Here is a 22,257-nt window from a genome sequence, read left to right on the forward strand (position 1 = left end):
AAGCCGTCGCGCGCGGAGCGTTACGAGCGTCCTCCGGGACGCTCCCGAGCCATCGATCGGTGGTCTAGGGTGGGCGGCCATGAGGCATCGGAGGATGTGCGACGAGCGAGTGTCGCTTGAGGAGACTCTGCGGGCGTTCGAGAACCTGATCTGGCAGGGGAAGATACTTCGGGGGCTGACCGTGTGATCGCCTCCTTCGTCCGCCGTAACTACGCCTCGCTGCGCGGCCCGACGGCCCCCCTGGCGGTGCTGCACCTGCTCGACAGCGTCGGCAATGGACTTTTCCTGGCCAGCGCGACCGTCTACTTCGTCGTGGTCGCTGGGCTGCCGACCGCTCAGGTCGGGATCGGGCTGTCCCTGGCCGGGTTCACGGGCTTCGTCTCTAGTGTCCTGATGGGGCGGGCCGCCGACAGGTTCGGTACCCGGCGAATGCTGCTGATCAGCATGTTGGCTCTCGCCGGTGTCTACTGCTTGTACCCGATGGTCGACTCGACGCCCACGTTCTTCGTGGTGGTGGCCCTGGTCGGTGCCCTCGAATGGGGCAGCGGGCCGCTGTTCCACACCTTGGTCATGGATCTGGTACCGGAGACCGACCGGGTCACCGCCCGGGCCGCACTCCGTTCGGTGTTCAACGTCGGCTTCTCCGCCGGCGCGCTGCTCGCCGCGGGGGTGATCGGCATCGGCGGTGCAGCGATGCAGGCCCTGCCGCTGGGCAACGCACTGTCATTCCTGCTGGCGGCACTGGTGGTACTCAGGCTGCCGATCACCCGCCCCGGGCCGCCACCGGAACGAGCGTCACGGTTCCGGGCGCTGCGGGACATACCGTTCCTCGGCGTGATCGGGGTGTCGACCCTGCTCGCCCTCAATGGCACCGTGCTGGTGGTGGGGGTGCCGCTGTGGATTCTCAGCGTCGACGGCGTTCCACGAAGCGTGATTCCGCTGGTATTCATCCTGAACACCGTGCTGGTGGTCCTGCTGCAGGTCCGCGCCGCCCGGGGCTCGGACGACCTGGACGGCGCTGTCGGAGCCGCCCGCCGATCTGGGTTTGTGAGCGCGGCGGCCTGCCTCGTCATGGTCATCGGTGGTCTGATCGGTTCCTGGGCCACCATCGGCATCGCAGTGCTCGCCATCCTGCTGATCACTGCTGGCGAGCTGTGGCAGTCCGCCGGCGCGTTCGGCATCGGCTACGGGCTGGCGCCCGAGACCGCCCGCGGTGAATATCTGGGCGCGTTCCACCTCCGGATGGTCGTGCAGGCAACACTCGGCCCGGCAACGGTGGCCTGGTTCGCGACCGACCTCGCGCCCTACGGCTGGGCAATCGCTGCGGCGGCGCTCCTCGCCGGGGCGGTGTTGATCGGCCCGGCGGTCCGCCGGGCCGAACGCTACCGGGCCACCGCCGTCTGAGTCTCGCGATACTCAAGGACAGGACCTATGCGATGAAATTGCGGTTCGGCGTGAGTCTGTGGAAGCTCGAAGACAGGGCCTCCTGGATGGAAAAATCTCGACGGGCCGAGGACCTCGGCTACCACGTAATCACCGTGCCCGACCACATCGACATGCCATCGCCATTCCTGGCGTGCGTTCTGGCTGCTGAGGCGACCAGCAGCGTCCAGGTCGGCACGTTCGTGAGCAATACCTCGTTCTACAGCCCGGCGCTGTTCGCCAGGGATGTCGTCACTACCGCCCAACTCACCGGAGGTCGGCTGGAGGTCGGACTAGGCGCGGGATGGAAGAAGCGCGAGTTCGACCAGGCCGGGATTCCGTTCGAGGCGCCAGGCAAGCGCGTCGATCGACTCGTGGCGACCCTGGACGAGGTGACCCGCGCCTGGAGCGTCCCGCTGGGCGGCGTCGCCGCACCCGGCCGGCCTCCCCTGATGATCGGCGGAAACGGCGACCGGGTGCTGCGACTGGCTGCCCGGTGCGCCGACATCGTGTCGTTCGCTGGTACCAGGTTCGACCCGCAGGGCCGGGGCATGCAGTTCCTTACCGAGCAACAGATGGACGAACGGGTGGCGCTGGTCGATGCTGAACTGCGCACAGCGGGCCGGGACGCGGTGCGCCGAAACGTCATTGTCCTGCGCACTCAAGTGACGAGTGATCGTCCGGCCGCACTGGAAGACTACTCCCGGTTTCTGCAGGGCACGCTAAGCCCGGAGCAGGTCGGCGAACTACCCGCCGTGCTGATCGGAAGCCCGGAACAGATCGCCGAGCAGCTGATCGCTCGCCAGGAGCGGTTCGGCTTCAACTACGTCACCGTGCAAGAGTCGGCGCTCGACACCTTCGCTAGGGTAATAGCGCTGCTCAGCTGACCTGAGCGGAGGGAAACGAGTACTGCGTTCTGTCTGGGAACCGGTCGGCTCACTGTGGGCACGTTCGGATGCAGTTGAGCGCACGAACCGGGACCGGAGGCTTGGATCAATCAAGGAAGTCATCCGCAACGCCAACCAAGTCTTCTCCGGGATCGGGCCAAAGATTTCTGTCCGCGTTCAGCGGCATCTCACCCCTCTTTCGATCACGCCGCCTCAAACACCGCCGCAGCCGAAGCCGCTGAACTCGAAGCGGATAAGATCTGCGAATCCTGCGGAGCCCTCGGCCGCACCCATTTTCATGGCGCCCAGCACAGCACCTCGATCAGGACCCCCTGCGACCAGTGCCCATCGCGGCCTGTCGGCTCCGCGTAACTCACCAGCCAGTGCCGATCGCTTCGAGTGACAGGGCCTGGAGGTTCGGTGACCTCCTCAGCAAGTTCAAGCACCATGTCTCGTGAGACAGGGTGAGCGCGAAGAATATCTGTGTGACGACCTGTTTACGCTCGACCCCGGCTAGCGCATCGAACGCTTCAGCACCCCCTTCGGCGGCCTACTCATCACCGTCATGGATCGCTTCCATGATGAATTCGACGGCGAGTTCACCGACCGTGCCACAGCCCTGACGGACACGGCCGAAACGGCATCAGAGTACAGCTGCAGATCCTGCGGAGCCCCCGGTCGCATCCGGTTGTGCGGCGAGGAACAGCACACCTGGATACAGACCAGCTGCGACACCTGTCGGCGCAGGCCACAGCACCGGGCCCGGCCGTAGTCGCCTCCCCGACGCATCGATCCGCCCGGACTTCTCGACACTGTGGTCGACCCCCAGGCCACGGAAAACCCGTTCCGACAGGACGCGGCCGACCTTATATCCGGGGAACGCCGGTTAGGGGAGCCGGCGACTCTCCGGAGCTTTGGTCCTCCCACCGACCGCTCCACGGAAGGATCCCTGTGCTCGGTGTCCTACGTTCGCCTATCGTTCCAGCCGACGCACCAACCCCATACGAGCATGATTTCAGTCACGTTGCCCCAGCAGGAAAAGGGACACGATGGAGCACCGCAATGCGACACGACCCGGAGGCGCGCGGTGTAGAGCGACACGACCTGCGCGGGACACAGGCTCTGCCGACACAAAACGGTCCAAGCCGTACCGGGAGTTGTACGACTTGATTCACCGCCGCGAGGCCGAGGGCTCCAACGCGATCTGGCAGGCTGACCACACCCGGCTCGACCTGTGGGTGATCGCCCCCAGTGGCAGGCCCGTCCGGCCCTGGTTGACCGTCGTCGAGGACGACTACTCTCGCGCGATCGCCGGGTACGCGGTCAACCTCGGTGCCCCGTCCGCGCTGAACACCGCGCTCGCGCTGCGTCAGGCGATCTGGCGCAAGCCGGACCCGGCCTGGCACGTCTGCGGCATCCCCGCTGTCTTCTACACCGACCACGGCAGTGACTTCACTTCCGCGCACATGGAGCAGGCCGCCGCGGAGCTGAAGATCCGCCTCGTCTTCTCCCTGCCCGGCCAGCCCCGTGGCCGGGGCAAGATCGAGCGCATCATGGACACGGTCAACACCCTGTACCTGTCCGACCTGCCGGGATACGCGCCCCGGGGCGCCAAGGACCGAGCCGGGCAGGCCCGGCTCAGCCTCGCCGAACTCGACCACACCCTGGGGGCCTTCTTCGTCGGCACCTACAACCAGCGCGAGCACGGCGAGACCGGACACCCGCCGCAGGACCGCTGGGAGGCCGGCGCCTTCCTGCCCCACATGCCCGACTCCCTCGAACAGCTCGACCTGCTCCTGCTCACCGTGGCCAAGCCCCGCAAGATCCGCCCCGACGGCATCCACTTCCAGTCCCTGCGCTACCTCGACCCGGTCCTGGCCGTCTACGTGGGCGAGGACGTGACCATCCGCTACGACCCCCGCGATCTCGCGGAGATCCGCGTCTTCCACCAGGACCGCTACCTCACACCTCGTGACGATGGTCGCCGACCTGCGCGAGCAAGGAGTCGGCTTCACCTCGCTCCACGAGAACCTCGACACCACCACCCCCGGCGGGCGCCTGATCTTCCACGTCTTCGCTGCCCTGGCGGAGTTCATCCGCGAACTCATCGTCGCCGGCACCAACGAGGGCCTGGCCGCCGCCCGCGCCCGCGGCCGCACCGGCGGACGCCCCACCGTCATCACACCCGAACTTATTCGCGCCGCCCGCGACATGCTGCCCAACCCCGAGAACAGCATCGAGTCCATCGCCAAACTGCTGGGCGTCTCCGCCGGAAACCTCTACAACCACATCCCCGACCTGCGCGAACTCCCCACCTCCCGCGTCCCCAAGCAGCTCGAAGCCAGCACCACCCCGCGCTGATCAGTCCCGGACCGAGACGTTGTGGCTTTTGGGCTCACCTTGGCTGGACCCCGACCGCGGTCTTCGGTGCCTTCAGTGCCTTCAGTGCTTCGGTGCCTTCGGGAGAACGTTCCGGCCCTGAGCCGTCAGACCCGGGCCGCGGCCGGGTCCGCCCGGCGGGCCAGGGCCGCCGCTGCCGCCCCGACCAGGCCCGCGTCCGTTCCCATCTGCGCCGGCTCCACGGCCAGACGCTGCACGAAGGACAGGGTCGCGTAGTCGCCGAGGGCCTTGCGCAGGGGGGCGAACAGCACGTCGCCGGCCTTGCCGACCCCGCCGCCGATCACGGCGATGTCGATCTCGACCAGGGTCGCGGTGGCCGCGATACCGGCGGCCAGCGCCTGGGCGGCCCGCTTGAAGGAGGCGATGGCGACCGGGTCGCCGGACCGTGCGGCGGCGGCCACCGCGGCGGCGGAGCCGTCACCGTCGGGGCCGGCCTGCCAGCCGTTCTCGATCGCCCGTCGAGCGATGTTCGGGCCGCTCGCGATGCGCTCCACGCAGCCGCGCGCACCGCACGGGCACAGGTCACCGTCCAGGTCCACGCTGATGTGGCCGATGTGACCCGCGTTGCCGGTCGGACCGGGGTGCAGCCGGCCGTTGAGGACCAGACCGCCGCCGACACCCGTAGACACCACCATGCACAACGCGTTGTCATGACCGCGGGCGGCGCCCTGCCAGTGCTCGGCGGCCGTGATCGCCACCCCGTCGCCGATCAACTCGACGGGCAGCCCGCCGACGGCCGCCCGCACCCTCGCGACCAGCGGAAAGTCACGCCAGCCGGGCACGTTCACCGGGCTCACCGTGCCCGTGGTGGCGTCCACCGGGCCCGCGCTGCCGATGCCGAGGGCCGTGGCCCGTCCCCACAGCGGCGAGGCGGTCAGCTCGGCGAGCACCTGCTCGACGGCCCGCATGATGGTCTCGCCGTCCTCCCGGGCGGGCGTGAGGCACTGCGCACGGGCCTGGATCCGGCCGTGGCCGTCGACCAGCGCCCCGGCGATCTTGGTGCCGCCGATGTCGAGCGCGGCCACGAGGTCGGTGTGCATCAGTGTCGGATCTCCCCGTCAGACATCGGAACAACCATGAAGAGCTTCGGACAGACCGTGAAGAGCTTCGAACAACCGCGAAGCGCTTCGGACAACCGTGAGAACGCGCGGGCCGTTCTCGCGGTGGGCGACCGGCCGGAGATTGCGGTGCCCAGTGTCTCCCGCATCTGACAACGTTGTCCAGGCTCTATGCTCAACGCCACATCCTCATACACATCAGGGACCGCCGCATCCCCCTGGACGACAGGACAGGACACCGCACCGTGCCCGAGACCCACCGCCGCGCCGAGCACCTCGCCAAAAACCGCTACGGCAACCGTCCGACCATGAAGGACGTCGCCGCCCGGGCCGGCGTCGGACTGAAAACGGTCTCGCGTGTGGTCAACAGTGAACCCGGCGTCACGCCGGAGACCGAGCGGCGCGTCCAGGAGGCCATCGACGCCCTCGGCTTCCGCCGCAACGACAGCGCGCGGGTACTGCGCAAGGGCCGCACCGCCAGCATCGGGCTGGTCCTGGAAGACCTCGCCGACCCGTTCTACGGCCCGCTCAGCCGCGCGGTCGAGGAGGTGGCCCGGGCCCACGGCGCACTGCTCATCAACGGCTCCAGCGCGGAGGACCCGGAACGCGAGCAGGAGTTGGTTCTCGCGCTGTGCGCACGCCGGGTCGACGGGCTGGTGGTGATCCCGGCCGGGGACGACCACCGGTATCTGGAGCCCGAGCTGAAAGCGGGCGTGGCGACGGTGTTCGTGGACCGCCCTGCCGGGCACATCGACGCCGACGTGGTGGTCTCGGACAACTTCGGCGGCGCGCGTGACGGTGTGGCGCACCTGATCGCCCACGGGCACCGGCGGATCGGCTTCATCGGCGACATGCCGCGTATCCACACCGCCGCCGAGCGCCTGCGCGGTTACCGGGCCGCCATGGAGGACGCGGGCATAGTGATGGAGGACGCCTGGATGTCGCTGGGCGTCACCAGTCCCGAGCGGGTGCGCCGGGCGGCCGAGGAGATGCTCGTGGGCCCCTCCCGGGTGACCGCGATCTTCGCGGGCAACAACCGGGTGACGGTCACCGTGATCCGGGTCCTGGCCGAGCAGCCGCGCCCCGTCGCCCTCGTCGGCTTCGACGACATCGAGCTGGCCGATCTGCTGCGACCGGGGGTGACCGTCGTCGCCCAGGACGCGGCGGTCCTCGGCCGTACGGCTGCCGAGCGCCTCTTCCGCCAGTTGGACGGCACGCTGCTCTTGCCGGAGCGGATCGAGCTGCCGACCCGACTGATCACCCGCGGCTCGGGCGAGCTGCCGCCGACGGACTGAGCGGCCCATGGAGCACCTCACTCTGAAAGCGCTCGGCCTGGCCGAGGCACCGCGCGATCATCCGCTGCTCTATCCGGGCGTGTGGCCGCGGGAGTCCGGTCTTCTCGACGGTGACCGGCTGCTGCCCCTCGACGTCCTCGTACACGCGGACCGCACTCCTGTCCTGGCCGTGGGCTCCAACGCCTCCCCGGCCCAACTGCGGCACAAGATGGCCGAGTCCGGGATCACCTCGCCGGTTCCGCTGGTCAAGGCCCGGGTCACCGGCCTCGACGTGGGTGTCTCCGCGCACGTCAGCCGCCTCGGGTACGTGTCGGCGTCGCCCTTCCACGCACCGGGAACCGTGCGGGAGCTGTTCGTCACCTGGCTCGACGACGAGCAGCTCGCGGTGATCGACGCGAGCGAAGGCGTACCGCTGCCGAACGGCAACTACCGCCGCGCCTGGCTGCCCGCACCCGAGGTGCGCATCGAGCCGGCGCCGGGCGTGGTCCTCCCGGGCGCGTACGTGTACGTCAACCGCCACGGCGTCCTGCATGACGGCACCGGCGCACCCCGCAGCCACCCGGGCCAGCGCCCGCTGCTCACCGAACTCCTCGGCGGCTCGGTCCGGTTGAGGCAGCTCTTCGGGGTCACCCCCGAGGAGTTCTGTGCCCGGGCGCGGGCCGACCGACGGCTGTGCGAGCGGGGCACCCGGCTGTTCAAGGACGAGAAGCGGGTGACGGCTTCAGGGCTGGAGCGGTACCCGGGGGCCGGGGACTGACGGAAGCGCTCCGGCTCCCTGCCGTCGGGCGCGGTCCGGCGGCGGCAGGTCCGCCGCCGTGGCGGAAGCTGCAGCTCGTCCGTCCACCCCGCCTGCCGCCTGCATACGCCGGCGCGTCATGCGCCGTCGTGCGGCTATGTCGCGGAGACCGTCAGGTCGGCGTGCCTCGGCGCCGTGAAGCTTTCGATGTCGGCGCGGGTCAGACCGCTCAGGCGGGCCACCTCGGCGATGTCGAGGGCGCCGCAGTCCAGACCGCGCAGCAGATAACCGCTGAGGGCCTTGGCGGTGGCGGGCTCGTCCAACACGTCGCCGCCGGTGCGGTGGGCGTAGCGGGAAAGACGGGCGGCGGCCTGTTCGAAGCCTTCGCGGTAGAAGGCGAAGACGGCCGCGTATCGGGTGGGCAGGTGGCCGGGGTGCATGTCCCAGCCCTGGTAGTAGGCGCGGGCCAGGGCGCGGCGGGTGAGGTCGTAGTGCAGGCGCCAGGCGTCGTGGACCTTGGCGGTGGGGCCGACGGGCAGGACGTTGGTGGAGCCGTCTGAGACGCGGACGCCGGTGCCGGCCGCCGCGACCTGCATGACCGCCTTGGCATGGTCGGCGGCCGGGTGGTCGCTCGCCTGGTGGGCGGCGGACACACCGAGGCAGGCGCTGTAGTCGAAGGTGCCGTAGTGCAGGCCGGTGGCACGGCCCTCGGCGGCCTGGATCATGCGGGCGACGGTGGCGGTGCCGTCGGTGGCGAGGATGGACTGGCTGGTCTCGATCTGGATCTCGAAGCCGATCCGGCCGGGTTCGAGACCCCGCGCCTTTTCGAACGCCTCCAGAAGCCGCACCATGGCGGTCACCTGTTCGGGGTACGACACCTTCGGCAGCGTCAGCACCAGCCCGTCGGGCAGGCCGCCGGCCTCCATCAGACCGGTGAGGAAGATGTCCAGGGTGCGGATACCGCGGTCGCGGACGGGCGCCTCCATGCACTTCATGCGGATGCCCATGTACGGGGCCGCCGTGCCGTTCTCGTAGGCCTGGGCGATCAGCCGCGCCGCGCGGGCCGCCGTCTCGTCCTCCTCGGCGTCCGGGCGTCGGCCGTAGCCGTCCTCGAAGTCGACGCGCAGGTCCTCGATCGGCTCGCGCTGCAACGTGGCCCGCACGCGCGCGTGGACGGGCTCGGCGAGTTCGTTGGACAGACCGAGGACGGCGGCGAAGGAGGCGGCGTCCGGAGCGTGTTCGTCGAGGGCGGCGAGGGCCTGGTCGCCCCAGGATCGGATGGTGTCGGCGGCGAAGACGTCGCCGGGGACGTAGACCGTGTGCACGGGCTGGCGGGTGCCGGCGTCCCCGGGGTAGCGGCGCTCCAACTCGGCGTCGACCGGCGCGAGGGAGGCCCCGATCTCCTCACTGACGGCGCCCGCGAGGCTCCTGGCCACCCGCTCCTGCTGGCCCTGGCCCATCCCACACCCTCCCGTTTTCCACTCTCCGGAATCAACAATCCGTATGACGAAGCTATCTGGAAAGCTTCCTGCTGGTCAACACCCTGCCCACGGACCGACTCACCGCGTTCACTTCCGCTGCCGAGAACCTCTACGCCCCCTTTCGCACTTCGGTCCGTACCTTCATCCTGACCCTTCGGAGGGAATCACATGGGGAGCACGACCCGCATGACCCGTCGCATGGGCCTGAGAACCGTGATGGCCGCCGCGCTCAGCATTCCGTTGTTCGGCGCGGTTCCGGCCTCTGCCGCCAAAGCCAGAAACCGCCGCCTGGACGTCATGACGTTCAATCTGCGCTTCGCGAGCACCACCGAGCCCAACAGCTGGGCGGTCCGGCGTCCGGTGATGCGCGCGCTGTTACACCGCGAGGCACCCGACGTCATCGGCACCCAGGAAGGCCTCTACCAGCAGCTGCGCGACATCCACACCGACCTCGGACCGCACTACGACTGGATCGGCACCGGCCGCGAGGGCGGCAGCCACGACGAGTCCACGGCGATCTTCTACGACACCCGGCGCCTCGCGCCGGCCGAGCACGACACGTTCTGGCTCTCCGACACGCCCAGGGTGATCGGCTCGAACACCTGGGGCGCCTCGCTTCCCCGCATAGCCACCTGGGCCCGCTTCCGCGATCTGCGCGACGGCGGGCGGGAGCTCTACGTCCTCAACACCCACTTCGACCATCTGAGCCAGTACGCACGTGTGCGCGCCGCATCCCTCGTCGGCGCTCGGATCGCGGGGCTCGACCGGTCCCTGCCGTTCGTCGTGACGGGCGACTTCAACGCGGCGGCCCACCGGAACGAGGCCTACGACACCCTCCTGGGCGCCGGACTCGTCGACACCTGGGACACGGCGGCGGAGCGCGGCAAGCTGTACGGGACCTTCCACGGCTACAGACCGCTGACGCCGGACGGCGACCGCATCGACTGGATCCTCACCACGCCGGGTGTCACTGCGCATCGGGCGTCGATCAACACCTTCGAACGCGACGGCCAGTTCCCGAGCGACCACCTGCCGGTGCAGGCCTCGCTGACCCTGGCATGAGCCGAGGCCCCCGTACCGGCCAGAAGCGGTCACGGGGGCCTCGTACGCCCGGATCGGATCCGAGTCGGGATCAGCCCTTGCGGGCCTTGACCTCATCGGTCAGCTGCGGGACGACGTCGAACAGGTCGCCGACGACGCCGTAGTCGACCAGGTCGAAGATCGGGGCCTCGGCGTCCTTGTTGACGGCCACGATCGTCTTCGAGGTCTGCATACCGGCACGGTGCTGGATGGCACCGGAGATGCCGTTGGCGATGTACAGCTGCGGCGAGACCGACTTGCCGGTCTGGCCGACCTGGTTGGTGTGCGGGTACCAGCCGGCGTCCACCGCGGCACGCGAGGCACCGACGGCCGCGCCGAGGGAGTCGGCGAGAGCCTCGATGATCGCGAAGTTCTCCGCGCCGTTGACACCACGGCCACCGGAGACCACGATCGCGGCCTCGGTCAGCTCCGGACGGCCGGTCGACTCCCTCGGCGTGCGGCCGGTGACCTTGGTACCGGTCGCCTGCGCGGAGAAGGACACCTCCAGCGCCTCGACCGCACCGGCGGCGGGGGCGGCCTCCACGGCGGCCGAGTTCGGCTTGACCGTGATGACCGGGGTCCCCTTGGCGACCCGGGACTTGGTGGTGAAGGAGGCGGCGAACACCGACTGGGTGGCCACCGGCCCCTCGTCGCCGGCCTCCAGGTCGACGGCGTCGGTGATGATGCCGGAGCCGAGGCGCAGCGCCAGACGGGCGGCGATCTCCTTGGCCTCGGCGGAGGACGGGACCAGCACGGCGACTGGAGAGACGGCGGCGACGGCCGCCTGCAGGGCGTCCACCTTCGGGACGACCAGGTAGTCGGTGTACTCGGCGGCCTCGTGGGTGAGAACGCGGGTGGCACCGTGCTCCGCGAGGGTGGCGGCCGTGTCGGCGGCACCGGCGCCCAGCGCCACCGCGACCGGCTCGCCGACACGGCGGGCGAGGGTCAGCAGCTCGAGGGTGGGCTTGCGGACGGTACCGTCCACGTGGTCGACGTAAACGAGAACTTCAGCCATGGGAATGCTCTCCTGCTTGCGAAAGTTGAGGGGCGGTCAGCGGAGTCGAGCTCAGATGAACTTCTGGCCCGCGAGGAACTCGGCGAGCTGCTTGCCGCCCTCGCCCTCGTCCTTGACGATCGTGCCGGCCGTGCGCGCCGGACGCTCGGTCACGGAGTCGACGACCGTGTAGGAGCCCCCCAGGCCGACCTCCTCGGCCTCCAGGTCCAGGTCGGACAGGTCCCAGGCCTCCACCGGCTTCTTCTTGGCCGCCATGATGCCCTTGAAGGACGGGTAACGCGCCTCGCCCGACTGGTCGGTGACGGACACGACGGCCGGCAGCGAGGCCTCCAGCTGCTCGGACGCGGCGTCACCGTCCCGACGGCCCTTGATCGTGCCGCCCTCGACCGAGACCTCGGACAGCAGCGTCACCTGCGGCACGCCCAGGCGCTCGGCCAGCAGCGCCGGTACGACACCCATGGTGCCGTCGGTGGACGCCATGCCGGAGATCACCAGGTCGTAGCCGGCCTTCTCGATCGCCTTCGCCAGCACCAGCGAGGTGCCGATGGCGTCGGTGCCGTGCAGGTCGTCGTCCTCGACGTGGATGGCCTTGTCGGCGCCCATGGACAGCGCCTTGCGCAGGGCGTCCTTGGCGTCCTCGGGGCCGACGGTCAGGACGGTGACCTCGGCGTCGTCGTCGGAGTTCTCGGAGATCTGCAGCGCCTGCTCGACCGCGTACTCGTCCAGTTCGGAGAGCAGACCGTCCACGTCGTCCCGGTCGACGGTCAGGTCATCGGCGAAGTGCCGGTCGCCAGTGGCGTCGGGCACGTACTTCACAGTGACAACGATCCTCAAGCTCACGCCGGCTCTCCTACCACATCGTCATTTTTCGACTGCCTCTTGCAGGCAGCATAGGCGCCCCAAGCGGCCGATCCCGGTCGGGGCGACCCCCGCTCCGACCTGAATATTACTCGTCAGTACACCCAGTTCGTTCCCGCTGAGCAAGCGCTTTGAACTGTGACCTTCGCAACGCAGCGTAATCGGAACTCGACGCCTGCGCAGCAGGGAAGGGGACGAGCGTGCCGTTCAGTCGCGCAGCCCGTTGAACTGCCCCTGGTGATAGAGGAGCGGGCGGCCGGGGCCGGCCGGGTCACCGAGGACGACCTCGGCCAGCACGATGCGGTGGTCGCCGGCCGGCACCCGCGCGGACACCCGGCACACCAGCCACGCCGGGACGTCGTCCAGGACGGGCACTCCCTCGGGGCCGTCGCGCCAGGCGGTCGCCGCTCCGAAGCGGTCGGCGCCGCTCCGCGCGAAGGTGGCGGCCAGGTCCTGTTGGTGCTCGCCGAGTATGTGCACGCCGACATGTTCGGCCTCGGAGACCGCGGGCCAGCTGGAGGCCCCGGTGCCGATACCGAAGGAGAGCATCGGGGGTTCGGCGGAGACCGAGGAGAGGGAGGTGGCGGTGAAGCCGACCGGGCCGGTCTCGCCGCGCGCGGTGATCACGGCGACTCCCGCCGCGTGCCGCCGGAAGACGGAACGCAGGAGGTCGTGCGAGGCGAGCCGAGGGGTGCCGAGGCCGGGCGTGGCCGTCATGGAGGTGTCCTTCTGCGAGGAGGGGCGTGGGCGTCCGTGGCTGCTCAACAGCTCGGACAGCACGCGCTCGCGGTGCGGACCAGATCGACGTGGACCCGCCCGAAGAGAAGGAGTTCCGAAGGCATACGGTCAGGCTGGCGATAGATGGTCCGCACAGTCAAGTACGTCCCGGCATATGGGAGCTGACTCACCGACCGCGTCGGGAGCGGTACGGCACTTCCCGGACCCGTCAGGAGCGGTACGGCACTTCCCGGACCCGTCAGGATCTGCACACCGCCTCCCGGCCGCGTCCGGGACGTCACACCGTCTCCCCCAGCGCGGCGATCACGTCGGCCTTGCGCGGCTGCCCCGTGGCACGCCGGACGATATGGCCGCCGGCGTCCAGGACCAGCACCGTCGGGGTCTTGATGATGTCCAGCTCGCGGACGAGGCCGAGGTGGTCCTCGGCGTCGATCTCGACGTGGGTCACGCCGGGGACGATCCCGGCCACCTCGCCGAGGACCCGGCGGGTCGCCCGACAGGGGGCGCAGAAGGCACTGGAGAACTGGACGAGCGTGGCCCGTTCACCGAGCGGCCCGCCCAGTTCGGCCGCACCGAGCCGCTTTCCGTCGTCGCGCCCGCGCACCCGTACCCTCCCGCTCCGCCGCCGATGCAGCACTCCGTAGACGCTCGCCGCCGCGAGCACCGCCACGCACACCACAAGTCCGGTCATCCTCCCGACCAGCGTTTACGAGACCGCAAAGATTCCCGCTTCCCCGAACTCCTTCCCTTGCGCCATGCTTGATCACCATGGACATCGACGTAAGGGGGCCGCGTTTCGGTGCGGCCGTGACGACCGCTGTACTGGCGGTCGGGCTGATCACCGGCAGCGCGTGGCTGCTGGCCTGGCAGACGCTCGCGTTCGCTCTGGGAGCGGCGGGCGGGGTGGGCCGTTCCCCGTACGGCTGGCTGTTCCGCACCGTGGTGCGGCCCCGACTCGGGCCGCCGACCGAGTTCGAGGCGCCGGAGCCGCCCCGGTTCGCGCAGGCGGTGGGACTCCTCTTCGCCGGCCTGGGTCTCGTCGGCTACACGCTGGGCCCGGACTGGCTGGGGCTCGCGGCGACCGGAGCGGCACTGGCGGCGGCGTTCCTCAACGCCACTTTCGGGTACTGCCTGGGATGTGAGATGTACCTGCTTGTACGGCGAGCGACGGTACGCGCGGAGTAAAGGTGCCTTAAAACCCCGAGGTGGATCACCGCATCGACGTGACGAGAATCTCGCCCGGCACGGGCACCAGGGCTGGCTCCTCGTCCGTTCTTGGGGCACGATCTGCGAGATGCCGCAAACCTACGGCAGCGTAACTTCCGCCTGGAGTTCCCTCCCCAGGCAGAGAAGGAAGGGCCCCCACCGTCCATGGCAGAGCTCGTCTACCGTCCCGTCGTTGGTTTCGCCCAGGCACTGTTCAAGGCGTGGGACCTCAAGATCGACTGCAGGGGTTCGGAGAACATCCCGCGCTCGGGCGGTGCCGTGCTGGTGAGCAACCACATCAGCTACCTGGACTTCGTCTTCAACGGGATGGCGGCGCTTCCGCAGAAACGTCTCGTTCGGTTCATGGCGAAGGAGTCCGTCTTCCGCCACAAGGTCTCCGGTCCGCTGATGCGCGGCATGAAGCACATTCCGGTGGACCGCAAACAGGGTGAGACGGCCTACGCGCACGCGCTGGACTCGCTGCGGTCCGGCGAGATCGTGGGCGTCTTCCCGGAGGCCACGATCTCCTCCTCCTTCACGCTGAAGACCTTCAAGTCGGGCGCCGCGCGCATGGCCCAGGAGGCGGGCGTCCCGCTGGTCCCGATGGCACTCTGGGGCACCCAACGGCTGTGGACCAAGGGCCACCCGCGCAACTTCAGGCGCAGCCACATCCCGGTCACCATGCGCGTCGGCGAGGCCATGGAGGCCTCCCGAGACAAGTACGCGGGCGCGATCACCCGCCACGTGCGCGAACGCGTCCAGGAACTCCTGGAAGCCGCCCAGCGCGCCTACCCGGTCCGCCCCAAGGACGCCGACGACACCTGGTGGATGCCGGCCCACCTCGGCGGCACGGCCCCCACTCCGGAAGAGGTTCGGGCGGCCGAGGCACACTGACCCCCGACGCCCCGGCCGGAGGGGTCAGGACGTCGCGGACCGGACGGCGATCCGCGCCCCCGGGCTGAACTTCTCCAGCAGTTCGGCCAGTTCCGCGGCGGCCGCCTCGATCTCCGGGACCGGCAGCGGCGCCATTCCCTCCAGGAGGAAGACGGCCGAGGTGGTGGCCTCGGTGAGCCGGGTGCGCGGGCCCTGGCGCCAGTTCCAGCGACGGCAGGTCACGCCCGCCTCGTCACGCCAGACCACCTCGCCGGGGTCGGGGTGCTCGACGGTCTGCTCGCCGCCGGCGACCGTCACGAAGTCCTCGTCGCCGGTGGACCGGACGAGGCGCATGCCGCCCTGGATGTGGTCGAGGTCCTCGCCCCCGACCGGGATCAGGTGGGCGACGCTGAGGGCGTTGTAGAGGTCCACGAGCAGGTTGATGCGGGGCAGGCCCGCCTCCGACAGAGCCCTTTTCGCCAGGGCCTCCGCCGAGTTGCGCGTGCGCGACGGCTTCGAGCCGAACGCCGTGTAGGTCTCACGCCAGGCCGCCATGTGGAGGTCGTCCTGCGGAGCGCGCCCGTCCAGGCGTACGGCGAGACGGCGGGCCGCTTCGTCGAGAAGGGCCGAACTGCCTTCGGTGCTGGGGCCGTTGACGAGGCCGTGGGCCTCGACGGCGACGTGGGTGAAGCCCGGCGCGAGGGCGCGCACCTCGTCGGACACGGTCAGGGAGAGGGTCATGGCCAGCCTCGGAGTGCGGTGGGGAACGTTTTCGAGAGGTACGGGCCGTCCCGAGCGGCCCGGAGGGCACTCAGAACGGCCGACTATGGTTCAACCTACAGGACTGGGCAGTCCATCTCATTGGACGATGGCTTTTCGCGTGACCGCATACCTGCACACGTCCCCGCGCACATCCCTGCACACGTCCCCGCGCACATCCCTGCACACGTCCCCGCGCACATCCCTGTGCGTCACCTGCTAGCGGGCCATCTCTTCCTTCAGCGCCGCCACGAACGCGTCCACGTCGTCCTCGGTCGTGTCGAAGGCGCACATCCAGCGCACGACGCTCTCCGCCTCGTCCCAGAAGTAGAAGCGGAACCGCTTCTGCAGGCGCTCGCTCACGTCGTGCGGGAGCTTGGCGAAGACGCCGTTGGCCTGCACCGGGTAGAGGATCTCGACGCCGTGCACGGCCCGGGCGCCCTCGGCCAGCCGCTGCGCCATCTCGTTGGCGTGGCGGGCGTTGCGCAGCCACAGATCCTTGGCGAGCAGCGCCTCCAGCTGCACCGACACGAAGCGCATCTTGGAGGCGAGCTGCATGGACAGCTTGCGGAGGTGCTTCATGTGGCTGACGGCGTCCTGGTTGATGACCACGACCGCCTCGCCGAAGAGCGCGCCGTTCTTCGTCCCGCCCAGGGAGAGGATGTCGACGCCGACCACATTGGTGAACGTCCGCATCGGAACGTTCAGCGAGGCCGCCGCGTTGGCTATCCGGGAGCCGTCCAGGTGGACCTTCATCCCGCGCGCGTGGGCGTGCTCGCAGATCGCGCGGATCTCGTCCGGTGTGTACAGCGTGCCGAGCTCGGTGCTCTGGGTGATCGAGACGACCTGCGGCATCGCACGGTGCTCGTCCTCCCAGCCGTACGCCTGCCGGTCGATCAGCTCGGGCGTGAGCTTCCCGTCGGGCGTGGGCACCGTGAGCAGCTTCAGGCCGCCCATGCGCTCGGGGGCGCCGCCCTCGTCGACGTTGATGTGGGCGCTCTCCGCGCAGATCACCGCGCCCCAGCGGTCGGTGACCGCCTGGAGTGCGACGACGTTGGCGCCGGTGCCGTTGAAGACCGGGAACGCCTGAGCCGTGGCGCCGAAGTGACTGCGGACGATCTGCTGGAGGTGCTCGGTGTAGACGTCCTCGCCGTACGCGACCTGGTGCCCGCCGTTGGCCAGGGCCAGGGCGCCGAGCACCTCCGGGTGGGCCCCTGCGTAGTTGTCGCTGGCGAAGCCGCGGGCGTCCGGGTCATGGTGGCGCCGAGCCTGGGTGAAGGCGGTCTTCGGGAGGTTCACGGCTTCTCGGTCAGCCACAGACGGTTTCCGTTCACTTCGGAGGCAGGCTTCTCCCAGACTCCCACGATGGCCTCGGCCAGGTCCTTGACGTCCGTGAAACCCGCGAACTTCGCGTTGGGGCGGTCGGCGCGCATCGCGTCGTGCACCAGGGCCTTCACCACCAGGATGGCGGCAGCGGAGGTCGGCCCGTCGGCGCCCCCCGCCTTGCGGAAGGCGTCGGCCAGCGCGAGCGTCCAGGCCTCGGCGGCGGCTTTGGCAGCTGCGTACGCGACGTTGCCCGCGGTGGGGTTCGAGGCGCCGGCCGCGCTGATCAGCACGTATCGCCCGCGCGCGCTGCGCTGAAGGGGCTCGAAGAAGGCCAGTGAGGTGTGCTGCACGGTGCGGATGAGCAGGAGCTCCAGGAAGTCCCAGTCGTCCAGGATCGTCTTGACGAACGTCTCGCTGCCGCGCCAGCCGCCAACGAGGTGGACCAGGCCGTCGATCCGGCCGAACTCCTTCTCGGTGCGGACGGCCCAGTCACGGGTCGAGTCCAGGTCGAGCAGGTCGACCGTCTCCCCGGTGACCGCGGCGCCGTCGGCGCCGTAGCGGGCGGCGTCGACGGCCTCCGCCAGGCGCTCGGGATCGTTGTCCGCGCCGACGACGGTCGCCCCCGCCTCGGCGAGCCTGAACAGTGCCGCGCGCCCGGCGGGTCCGCCCGCGCCGGCCACTGCGATCACCGCACCGCTGAGAGCCTGGTTCCCCATGTTCCTCGCCTCCTGAGCAGTGTTCTCGGTACGCAGGTCGCTCACACGGCGATCCGCTCGGCGCTCTCCGCCGTGATGCCCATGGTTGAGGCGATCACGTTCTTCAGCTTCTTGGAGAGAGCCTCATAGAACATGCTCAACGGAAACTCGTCCGGAAGCACGTCATCGACGAGTTTCCGCGGCGGCAGGCTCAGGTCGAGGGCGTCCGGGCCCTTGGCCCATGTGGAGCCGGGGTGCGGGGCGAGGTAGGTGGCGACCAGCTCGTATCCGGCGAACCAGTGGACGAGCTTGGGGCGGTCGATGCCGTCCCGGTAGAGCTTCTCGATGTCGGCGCACAGCTGGTTGGTGACCTGCGGAGCGCGCTGCCAGTCGATGAGCAGTGTGTTGTCGGTCCAGCGGACGACGTCGTGCTGGTGCAGGTAGGCGAAGAGCAGCTGCCCGCCGAGGCTGTCGTAGTTGCGTACACGTTCGCCGGTGACCGGGAACCGGAACATGCGGTCGAAGAGGACGGCGTACTGCACGTCACGGGCCTGCGGGACGCCGTCGGCCGCCAACTCCACGGCGTCCTTGAAGGCGGTGAGGTCGCAGCGCAGCTCTTCGAGGCCGTACATCCAGAACGGCTGGCGCTGCTTGATCATGAACGGGTCGAAGGGCAGGTCGCCGTGACTGTGGGTGCGGTCGTGGACCATGTCCCACAGCACGAAGGCCTCCTCGCAGCGCTTCTGGTCGTGGACCATCGCGGCGGCGTCCTCGGGCAGGTCGAGGCTCAGGATGTCGACGGCGGCCGCGGTGACCCGGCGGAAGCGGGCGGCCTCGCGGTCGCAGAAGATGCCGCCCCAGCTGAACCGCTCGGGGGCCTCGCGCACGGAGATGGTCTCCGGGAAGAGGACAGCGGCGTTGGTGTCGTAGCCGGCCGTGAAGTCCTCGAACGTGATGCCGCAGAACAGCGGGTTGTCGTAGCGGGTGCGCTCAAGTTCGGCCAGCCAGTCCGGCCAGACCATGCGCAGCACGATCGCTTCGAGGTTGCGGTCCGGGTTGCCGTTCTGCGTGTACATCGGGAAGACGACCAGGTGCTGGAGGCCGTCGGCGCGGTGGGCGGCGGGCTGGAAGGCCAGCAGCGAGTCGAGGAAGTCCGGCACCCGGAAGCCGCCGTCGGCCCAGCGTTGCAGGTCCTTGACGAGGGCCTGGTGGTAGGCGGCGTCGTGCGGAAGCAGCGGGGAGAGCTCCTCGACGGCGTGCGCGACCCGTCGTACGGCGCGTGCGGCGCCCGTCGGATCCGGAGCGTCCTCGGCGTCGAAGTCGATCGACCCGTCCTTGGACTGCCATGGCCGGATCTGCTCCACGGCATCCTTGAGCACGGGCCAGGCCGGGTGTTCCACCACCCTGGCCACGGGAGGAATCCGCTCCTCCGAAACCGTCTGCACAAGAATTTCCGTCATGACCCATCCTCCACGGGAGAACCTCGCGTAAGGAGACCGTATACACGTGAGGTTCCTGTCAGCAAGTAGTGGGCCCGGAAATTATCCTGCGCATCTTCATCTTCACAGAATTTTCTTCTGCACGTTAGCGTGACGGCAGCTGCTCCCACTCCCCCCACCCACTCGCGGCGCAGGCGCGGGTTCATCGCGGGGCGGGGCCGTTAGGCTCGGATCCACCCGCGCAGCCGTCCGCCCCGGCCGCGCCGGGAGCCGAGCCGCCGTCGACGGAAGCGAGTCGAACCTTGAACTTTCTCACCATCGGTCACCGCGGGGTCATGGGGGTCGAACCCGAGAACACCCTCCGGTCCTTCCTCGCCGCCGAAGAGGCGGGCCTCGACGTCATCGAACTCGATCTGCATCTGAGCAAGGACGAGGCCCTCGTCGTCATGCACGACGCCGACGTGGACCGTACGACCGACGGGACCGGCCCGATCGCCGGGCAGACCCTCGAGGAGCTGCGCGCCCTGGACGCCGGGCGCGGCGAGCGGGTCCCGGTGTTCGAGGAGGTCCTGGACGCCGTGCGGCTGCCGCTACAGGCCGAGATCAAGGACGTGGCGGCTGCCCGGGCGCTCGCCGAGGTCATGGAGCGGCGGGACCTGACCGCGCGCGTGGAGGTGTCCTCGTTCCACGACGAGGCGATCGCCGAGATCGCCCGCCTGGTTCCGGGTGTGCGCACGGCGCTGATCGCCAGCCGCTTCGGTACGGACGTCGTGGACCGCGCCGTCGAAGCCGGCGCCCGGACCGTCTGCCTCAACATCCGCCGGCTCAACCTGGAGGTCGTGGAGCACGCCCGCAAGGCGGACCTGAGGATCATCGGCTGGGTGGTGAACACGCAGGACCACCTGCGGCTGGTGCGGGCCCTGGGGCTGGACGGCGCGACCACCGACTACCCGGAGATCAAACGGACGGGCCGCTTCACGGCGTGACGGCCCGGTCCGGCCGGTCCCGGCCGGTCCCGCCCGCTCCGGTGGTCCGGACCGGTTCCGGGGGAACGATTATGCGAGCTCCTTGACCAGCAGCTCGAACTGCAGGTCGTCACGGAGTGGGATGCCGGAACGCTCGTCGCCGTACGGGAAGGGGGTCATCTTTCCCGTACGGCGGTAACCGCGGCGCTCGTACCAGGCGATGAGGTCCTCGCGTACGGAGATCACCGTCATGCGCATCTCCGTGGCGCCCCAGGTCCGGCGGGCCTGCCGCTCCGCCTCCGCGATGATCAGCTTGCCGAGGCCGCCGCCCTGCTGCGCGGGGCTGACCGCGAACATCCCGAAGTAGGCGTGATCGCCTCGGTGTTCCAGCTGGCAGCAGGCGATGACCTGCCCGTCGCGCTCGACCGTGAGCAGCCGGCTGTCCGGCGCCTTGATGACGGCCAGCACACCCTCCGGATCGGTCCGCTGCCCTTCGAGGATGTCCGCCTCGGTGGTCCACCCGGTGCGGCTGGTGTCCCCTCGGTACGACGACTCGATCAACGCGACCAGCGCGTCCACATCGGCGTCGGTGGCGTCACGGAAGATCAGTCCGGTTGCGGCGGTGTCCATGGCTCGGTTCTCCGGTTCTACGGCGCGGCCCGGCGCGGCGCGGCGCGGGCACCGATGAGAGTACCTCCGGCACTAGGCTCCGGGTGCATGGTGCATGTACTGAGCGGCCGGACCCTGTTGCGGCCCACTGATCCGCAACGGTCCCGTGTCTTCTACGGCGAGCAGCTGGGGCTCGCCGTCTACCGCGAGTTCGGGGAGGGGCCGCAGCGCGGCACCGTCTACTTCCTCGGCGGTGGGTTCCTGGAGGTCTCGGGGCGGTCGGACGTCCCGCCGTCGCCGGCCGTTCGGCTGTGGCTCCAGGTGGCGGACGTGGCCGCGGCCCACGACGAGCTGCGGGGCAAGGGCGTCGAGATCGTGCGGCCGCCGGTGCGCGAGCCGTGGGGACTGGTCGAGATGTGGATCGCGGATCCGGACGGTACGCGGATCGTGCTGGTGGAGGTGCCCGCGGACCATCCGATCCGTTATCGGCCCGGAATCTGAGCTCACCCGGCTCCCACTCGGCCGGGCCGGTGCTCCCCACTGCGGTCGGTGCGGGCCAGTTGCAGACGGAACGGCCACCCTCCCGTCTGCACGAGGACACTGGCAGACCGTCCTGACCTGCCGTGCTCCGTCGAGTGCTCCCCGTGTACACCCTTGCGCTCGCTTGCGCGCCACACAGGTCGGGCATCCCTTGACCGACCGTCGAGCGGGGAGGTGGGCGTGCACGGACCGGCTTCGCTCGGCTGGCTATTGGTGGCGTTGTGTGCGGCGACCGGGGCGTACTGCCTGCTGCGCATGCGCAGTGGCGTGGAGGAGCAGCGTCGGGCCGCGGGCGGCGAGGCGCTGATGGGTTTCGGCATGGCCGCGATGGCCGTACCGGCGGCGGTGTTCAGCGCGCCGTCGTGGGTCTGGCCAGCCGGTGTCGTCGTGTTCGGCGTGGCGGCGCTGCACGCCCTGTGGGCGGCCAGAGCGAGCGCCCATCACCTGCACCACCTTGTGGGTACCTCGGCCATGGTCTACATGGCGGTGGTCATGGCCGCCTCCCCGGGACAGCACGCCGGACAGCATGGCGGGCAACACGGCGGGCACGGCGGCTCCGGGGTTCCGCTGGTGACCGGGGCGCTGCTGCTCTACTTCGCGGGATATGTGCTGTTGTCCGGCGCACGGCTGATACCGGCCGCCACCACGGGCGGGGACACGGGCGGGGCCGTGGGCGGGGACATGGGCGGGGCCGTGGGCGGAGCCGTGGGGTGGAGGGACCGGCCGGAGCTGGCGCGGGCGTGCCGGCTGGCGATGGGGATCGCGATGGTGACGATGCTGCTGACGCTGTGAGGCGGGACGCCGGGGAACGCCGTACGCGACCGTTGCCTGCGTCACTTCGCCCCCGCGGTCCGTATCCCTGAGCGGGGCGGCGC

At 69.8% G+C, this 22,257-nt stretch carries 23 protein-coding genes and 1 pseudogene; 13 read left to right on the forward strand and 11 right to left on the reverse strand.

All coding sequences use genetic code 11. The annotated features are described in order from the left end of the window. Positions 1 to 246 precede the first annotated feature (246 nt). The 4 genes and pseudogenes from M2271_RS03615 (at position 247) to M2271_RS03625 (ending at position 4,670) form a co-directional block, all read left to right on the forward strand. On the forward strand, positions 247 to 1,404 hold the full coding sequence (locus M2271_RS03615) for an MFS transporter (RefSeq protein WP_280885587.1): 1,158 nt from the start codon (positions 247 to 249) through the stop codon (positions 1,402 to 1,404). A 32-nt stretch (positions 1,405 to 1,436) separates the two neighbouring features. Continuing rightward, positions 1,437 to 2,309, forward strand: a complete 873-nt coding sequence (locus M2271_RS03620) for a TIGR03621 family F420-dependent LLM class oxidoreductase (RefSeq protein WP_280885588.1) — start codon at positions 1,437 to 1,439, stop codon at positions 2,307 to 2,309. Between the two features lie 1,049 nt (positions 2,310 to 3,358). After that, positions 3,359 to 4,261 (forward strand): annotated as a pseudogene (locus M2271_RS42455) (Mu transposase C-terminal domain-containing protein); the annotation flags it as partial. Positions 4,262 to 4,286: 25 nt separating this feature from the next. Next, positions 4,287 to 4,670, forward strand: coding sequence for a recombinase family protein (locus M2271_RS03625; protein WP_348539141.1), 384 nt, complete (start codon positions 4,287 to 4,289; stop codon positions 4,668 to 4,670). A 125-nt stretch (positions 4,671 to 4,795) separates the two neighbouring features. Here the strand turns inward: M2271_RS03625 and M2271_RS03630 are convergent, their stop codons facing one another. Then, complete coding sequence (locus tag M2271_RS03630) at positions 4,796 to 5,749, reverse strand: ROK family protein (protein WP_280885589.1); 954 nt, start codon at positions 5,747 to 5,749, stop codon at positions 4,796 to 4,798. Between the two features lie 36 nt (positions 5,750 to 5,785). Between M2271_RS03630 and M2271_RS03635 the strand changes: the two genes are divergently transcribed. From M2271_RS03635 to M2271_RS03645, 3 genes are all read left to right on the forward strand, one after another. After that, positions 5,786 to 5,920 (forward strand): hypothetical protein, encoded by a 135-nt coding sequence (locus M2271_RS03635; protein ID WP_280885590.1) that lies wholly within the window; start codon positions 5,786 to 5,788, stop codon positions 5,918 to 5,920. A gap of 65 nt (positions 5,921 to 5,985) precedes the next feature. Continuing rightward, positions 5,986 to 7,062 carry a LacI family DNA-binding transcriptional regulator gene (locus M2271_RS03640; RefSeq protein WP_280885713.1) on the forward strand — a complete coding sequence of 359 codons (1,077 nt, stop codon included), beginning with the start codon at positions 5,986 to 5,988 and terminating at the stop codon, positions 7,060 to 7,062. A gap of 7 nt (positions 7,063 to 7,069) precedes the next feature. Continuing rightward, on the forward strand, positions 7,070 to 7,819 hold the full coding sequence (locus M2271_RS03645; RefSeq protein ID WP_280885591.1) for a hypothetical protein: 750 nt from the start codon (positions 7,070 to 7,072) through the stop codon (positions 7,817 to 7,819). Positions 7,820 to 7,953: 134 nt separating this feature from the next. Here the strand turns inward: M2271_RS03645 and M2271_RS03650 are convergent, their stop codons facing one another. Next, positions 7,954 to 9,258 (reverse strand): aldolase/citrate lyase family protein, encoded by a 1,305-nt coding sequence (locus M2271_RS03650; protein ID WP_280885592.1) that lies wholly within the window; start codon positions 9,256 to 9,258, stop codon positions 7,954 to 7,956. A gap of 189 nt (positions 9,259 to 9,447) precedes the next feature. On the opposite strand from M2271_RS03650, the gene M2271_RS03655 reads away from it, so the two are divergent. Further along, positions 9,448 to 10,341, forward strand: coding sequence for an endonuclease/exonuclease/phosphatase family protein (locus M2271_RS03655; RefSeq protein ID WP_280885593.1), 894 nt, complete (start codon positions 9,448 to 9,450; stop codon positions 10,339 to 10,341). 70 nt (positions 10,342 to 10,411) lie between these two features. Here M2271_RS03655 and M2271_RS03660 read toward each other — a convergent pair whose 3' ends face one another. From M2271_RS03660 to M2271_RS03675, 4 genes are all read right to left on the reverse strand, one after another. After that, positions 10,412 to 11,374, reverse strand: coding sequence for an electron transfer flavoprotein subunit alpha/FixB family protein (locus M2271_RS03660; protein WP_280885594.1), 963 nt, complete (start codon positions 11,372 to 11,374; stop codon positions 10,412 to 10,414). A 51-nt stretch (positions 11,375 to 11,425) separates the two neighbouring features. Next, positions 11,426 to 12,214 carry an electron transfer flavoprotein subunit beta/FixA family protein gene (locus tag M2271_RS03665; RefSeq protein ID WP_280885595.1) on the reverse strand — a complete coding sequence of 263 codons (789 nt, stop codon included), beginning with the start codon at positions 12,212 to 12,214 and terminating at the stop codon, positions 11,426 to 11,428. Positions 12,215 to 12,439: 225 nt separating this feature from the next. Then, positions 12,440 to 12,949, reverse strand: a complete 510-nt coding sequence (locus M2271_RS03670; RefSeq protein WP_280885596.1) for a flavin reductase family protein — start codon at positions 12,947 to 12,949, stop codon at positions 12,440 to 12,442. Between the two features lie 298 nt (positions 12,950 to 13,247). Then, the gene (locus tag M2271_RS03675; protein ID WP_280885597.1) at positions 13,248 to 13,661 is read right to left on the reverse strand and encodes a thioredoxin family protein; all 414 of its coding nucleotides are present in this window, start codon (positions 13,659 to 13,661) and stop codon (positions 13,248 to 13,250) included. 77 nt (positions 13,662 to 13,738) lie between these two features. Between M2271_RS03675 and M2271_RS03680 the strand changes: the two genes are divergently transcribed. Together M2271_RS03680 and M2271_RS03685 are read left to right on the forward strand one after the other, a co-directional pair. Continuing rightward, complete coding sequence (locus tag M2271_RS03680; protein ID WP_280885598.1) at positions 13,739 to 14,155, forward strand: DUF4395 domain-containing protein; 417 nt, start codon at positions 13,739 to 13,741, stop codon at positions 14,153 to 14,155. Positions 14,156 to 14,341: 186 nt separating this feature from the next. Beyond that, a complete protein-coding gene (locus M2271_RS03685) occupies positions 14,342 to 15,070 on the forward strand; it encodes a lysophospholipid acyltransferase family protein (protein ID WP_280885599.1) in 729 nt (242 codons plus the stop codon). A 24-nt stretch (positions 15,071 to 15,094) separates the two neighbouring features. On the opposite strand, the gene M2271_RS03690 is transcribed toward M2271_RS03685, so the two are convergent. The 4 genes from M2271_RS03690 to M2271_RS03705 form a co-directional block, all read right to left on the reverse strand. Continuing rightward, the gene (locus M2271_RS03690) at positions 15,095 to 15,790 is read right to left on the reverse strand and encodes a phenylalanine--tRNA ligase beta subunit-related protein (RefSeq protein WP_280885600.1); all 696 of its coding nucleotides are present in this window, start codon (positions 15,788 to 15,790) and stop codon (positions 15,095 to 15,097) included. Between the two features lie 237 nt (positions 15,791 to 16,027). Further along, on the reverse strand, positions 16,028 to 17,107 hold the full coding sequence (locus M2271_RS03695) for a low specificity L-threonine aldolase (protein WP_280885714.1): 1,080 nt from the start codon (positions 17,105 to 17,107) through the stop codon (positions 16,028 to 16,030). Continuing rightward, positions 17,104 to 17,850 (reverse strand): SDR family oxidoreductase, encoded by a 747-nt coding sequence (locus M2271_RS03700; RefSeq protein ID WP_280885601.1) that lies wholly within the window; start codon positions 17,848 to 17,850, stop codon positions 17,104 to 17,106. Before M2271_RS03700 ends, M2271_RS03695 begins: the two co-directional genes overlap by 4 nt. Before the next feature lie 41 nt (positions 17,851 to 17,891). Further along, positions 17,892 to 19,289, reverse strand: coding sequence for a DUF6421 family protein (locus tag M2271_RS03705; protein WP_280885602.1), 1,398 nt, complete (start codon positions 19,287 to 19,289; stop codon positions 17,892 to 17,894). A 281-nt stretch (positions 19,290 to 19,570) separates the two neighbouring features. Here M2271_RS03705 and M2271_RS03710 point away from each other — a divergent pair, with 281 nt between their 5' ends. Next, positions 19,571 to 20,254 carry a glycerophosphodiester phosphodiesterase family protein gene (locus M2271_RS03710; RefSeq protein ID WP_280885603.1) on the forward strand — a complete coding sequence of 228 codons (684 nt, stop codon included), beginning with the start codon at positions 19,571 to 19,573 and terminating at the stop codon, positions 20,252 to 20,254. A gap of 69 nt (positions 20,255 to 20,323) precedes the next feature. Here M2271_RS03710 and M2271_RS03715 read toward each other — a convergent pair whose 3' ends face one another. After that, positions 20,324 to 20,863 (reverse strand): GNAT family N-acetyltransferase, encoded by a 540-nt coding sequence (locus M2271_RS03715; protein WP_280885604.1) that lies wholly within the window; start codon positions 20,861 to 20,863, stop codon positions 20,324 to 20,326. A gap of 87 nt (positions 20,864 to 20,950) precedes the next feature. Between M2271_RS03715 and M2271_RS03720 the strand changes: the two genes are divergently transcribed. Next, positions 20,951 to 21,343 carry a VOC family protein gene (locus M2271_RS03720; protein ID WP_280885605.1) on the forward strand — a complete coding sequence of 131 codons (393 nt, stop codon included), beginning with the start codon at positions 20,951 to 20,953 and terminating at the stop codon, positions 21,341 to 21,343. A gap of 219 nt (positions 21,344 to 21,562) precedes the next feature. Then, a complete protein-coding gene (locus M2271_RS03725) occupies positions 21,563 to 22,174 on the forward strand; it encodes a DUF5134 domain-containing protein (protein WP_280885606.1) in 612 nt (203 codons plus the stop codon). Positions 22,175 to 22,257 lie beyond the last annotated feature (83 nt).

Source organism: Streptomyces sp. LBL, from assembly GCF_029893585.1.
Taxonomy (GTDB): Bacteria; Actinomycetota; Actinomycetes; order Streptomycetales; family Streptomycetaceae; genus Streptomyces.

Bases quoted from the DNA above. Each gene is read 5' to 3' on its own strand.
- M2271_RS03620 (WP_280885588.1), top strand. From the start codon at position 1,437: ATGAAATTGCGGTTCGGCGTGAGTCTGTGGAAGCTCGAAGACAGGGCC.
- M2271_RS03625 (WP_348539141.1), top strand. From the start codon at position 4,287: ATGGTCGCCGACCTGCGCGAGCAAGGAGTCGGCTTCACCTCGCTCCAC.
- M2271_RS03630 (WP_280885589.1), bottom strand. From the start codon at position 5,749: ATGCACACCGACCTCGTGGCCGCGCTCGACATCGGCGGCACCAAGATC.
- M2271_RS03635 (WP_280885590.1), top strand. From the start codon at position 5,786: ATGAAGAGCTTCGGACAGACCGTGAAGAGCTTCGAACAACCGCGAAGC.
- M2271_RS03645 (WP_280885591.1), top strand. From the start codon at position 7,070: ATGGAGCACCTCACTCTGAAAGCGCTCGGCCTGGCCGAGGCACCGCGC.
- M2271_RS03650 (WP_280885592.1), bottom strand. From the start codon at position 9,258: ATGGGCCAGGGCCAGCAGGAGCGGGTGGCCAGGAGCCTCGCGGGCGCC.
- M2271_RS03655 (WP_280885593.1), top strand. From the start codon at position 9,448: ATGGGGAGCACGACCCGCATGACCCGTCGCATGGGCCTGAGAACCGTG.
- M2271_RS03660 (WP_280885594.1), bottom strand. From the start codon at position 11,374: ATGGCTGAAGTTCTCGTTTACGTCGACCACGTGGACGGTACCGTCCGC.
- M2271_RS03670 (WP_280885596.1), bottom strand. From the start codon at position 12,949: ATGACGGCCACGCCCGGCCTCGGCACCCCTCGGCTCGCCTCGCACGAC.
- M2271_RS03675 (WP_280885597.1), bottom strand. From the start codon at position 13,661: ATGACCGGACTTGTGGTGTGCGTGGCGGTGCTCGCGGCGGCGAGCGTC.
- M2271_RS03680 (WP_280885598.1), top strand. From the start codon at position 13,739: ATGGACATCGACGTAAGGGGGCCGCGTTTCGGTGCGGCCGTGACGACC.
- M2271_RS03685 (WP_280885599.1), top strand. From the start codon at position 14,342: ATGGCAGAGCTCGTCTACCGTCCCGTCGTTGGTTTCGCCCAGGCACTG.
- M2271_RS03690 (WP_280885600.1), bottom strand. From the start codon at position 15,790: ATGACCCTCTCCCTGACCGTGTCCGACGAGGTGCGCGCCCTCGCGCCG.
- M2271_RS03700 (WP_280885601.1), bottom strand. From the start codon at position 17,850: ATGGGGAACCAGGCTCTCAGCGGTGCGGTGATCGCAGTGGCCGGCGCG.
- M2271_RS03705 (WP_280885602.1), bottom strand. From the start codon at position 19,289: ATGACGGAAATTCTTGTGCAGACGGTTTCGGAGGAGCGGATTCCTCCC.
- M2271_RS03715 (WP_280885604.1), bottom strand. From the start codon at position 20,863: ATGGACACCGCCGCAACCGGACTGATCTTCCGTGACGCCACCGACGCC.
- M2271_RS03720 (WP_280885605.1), top strand. From the start codon at position 20,951: ATGGTGCATGTACTGAGCGGCCGGACCCTGTTGCGGCCCACTGATCCG.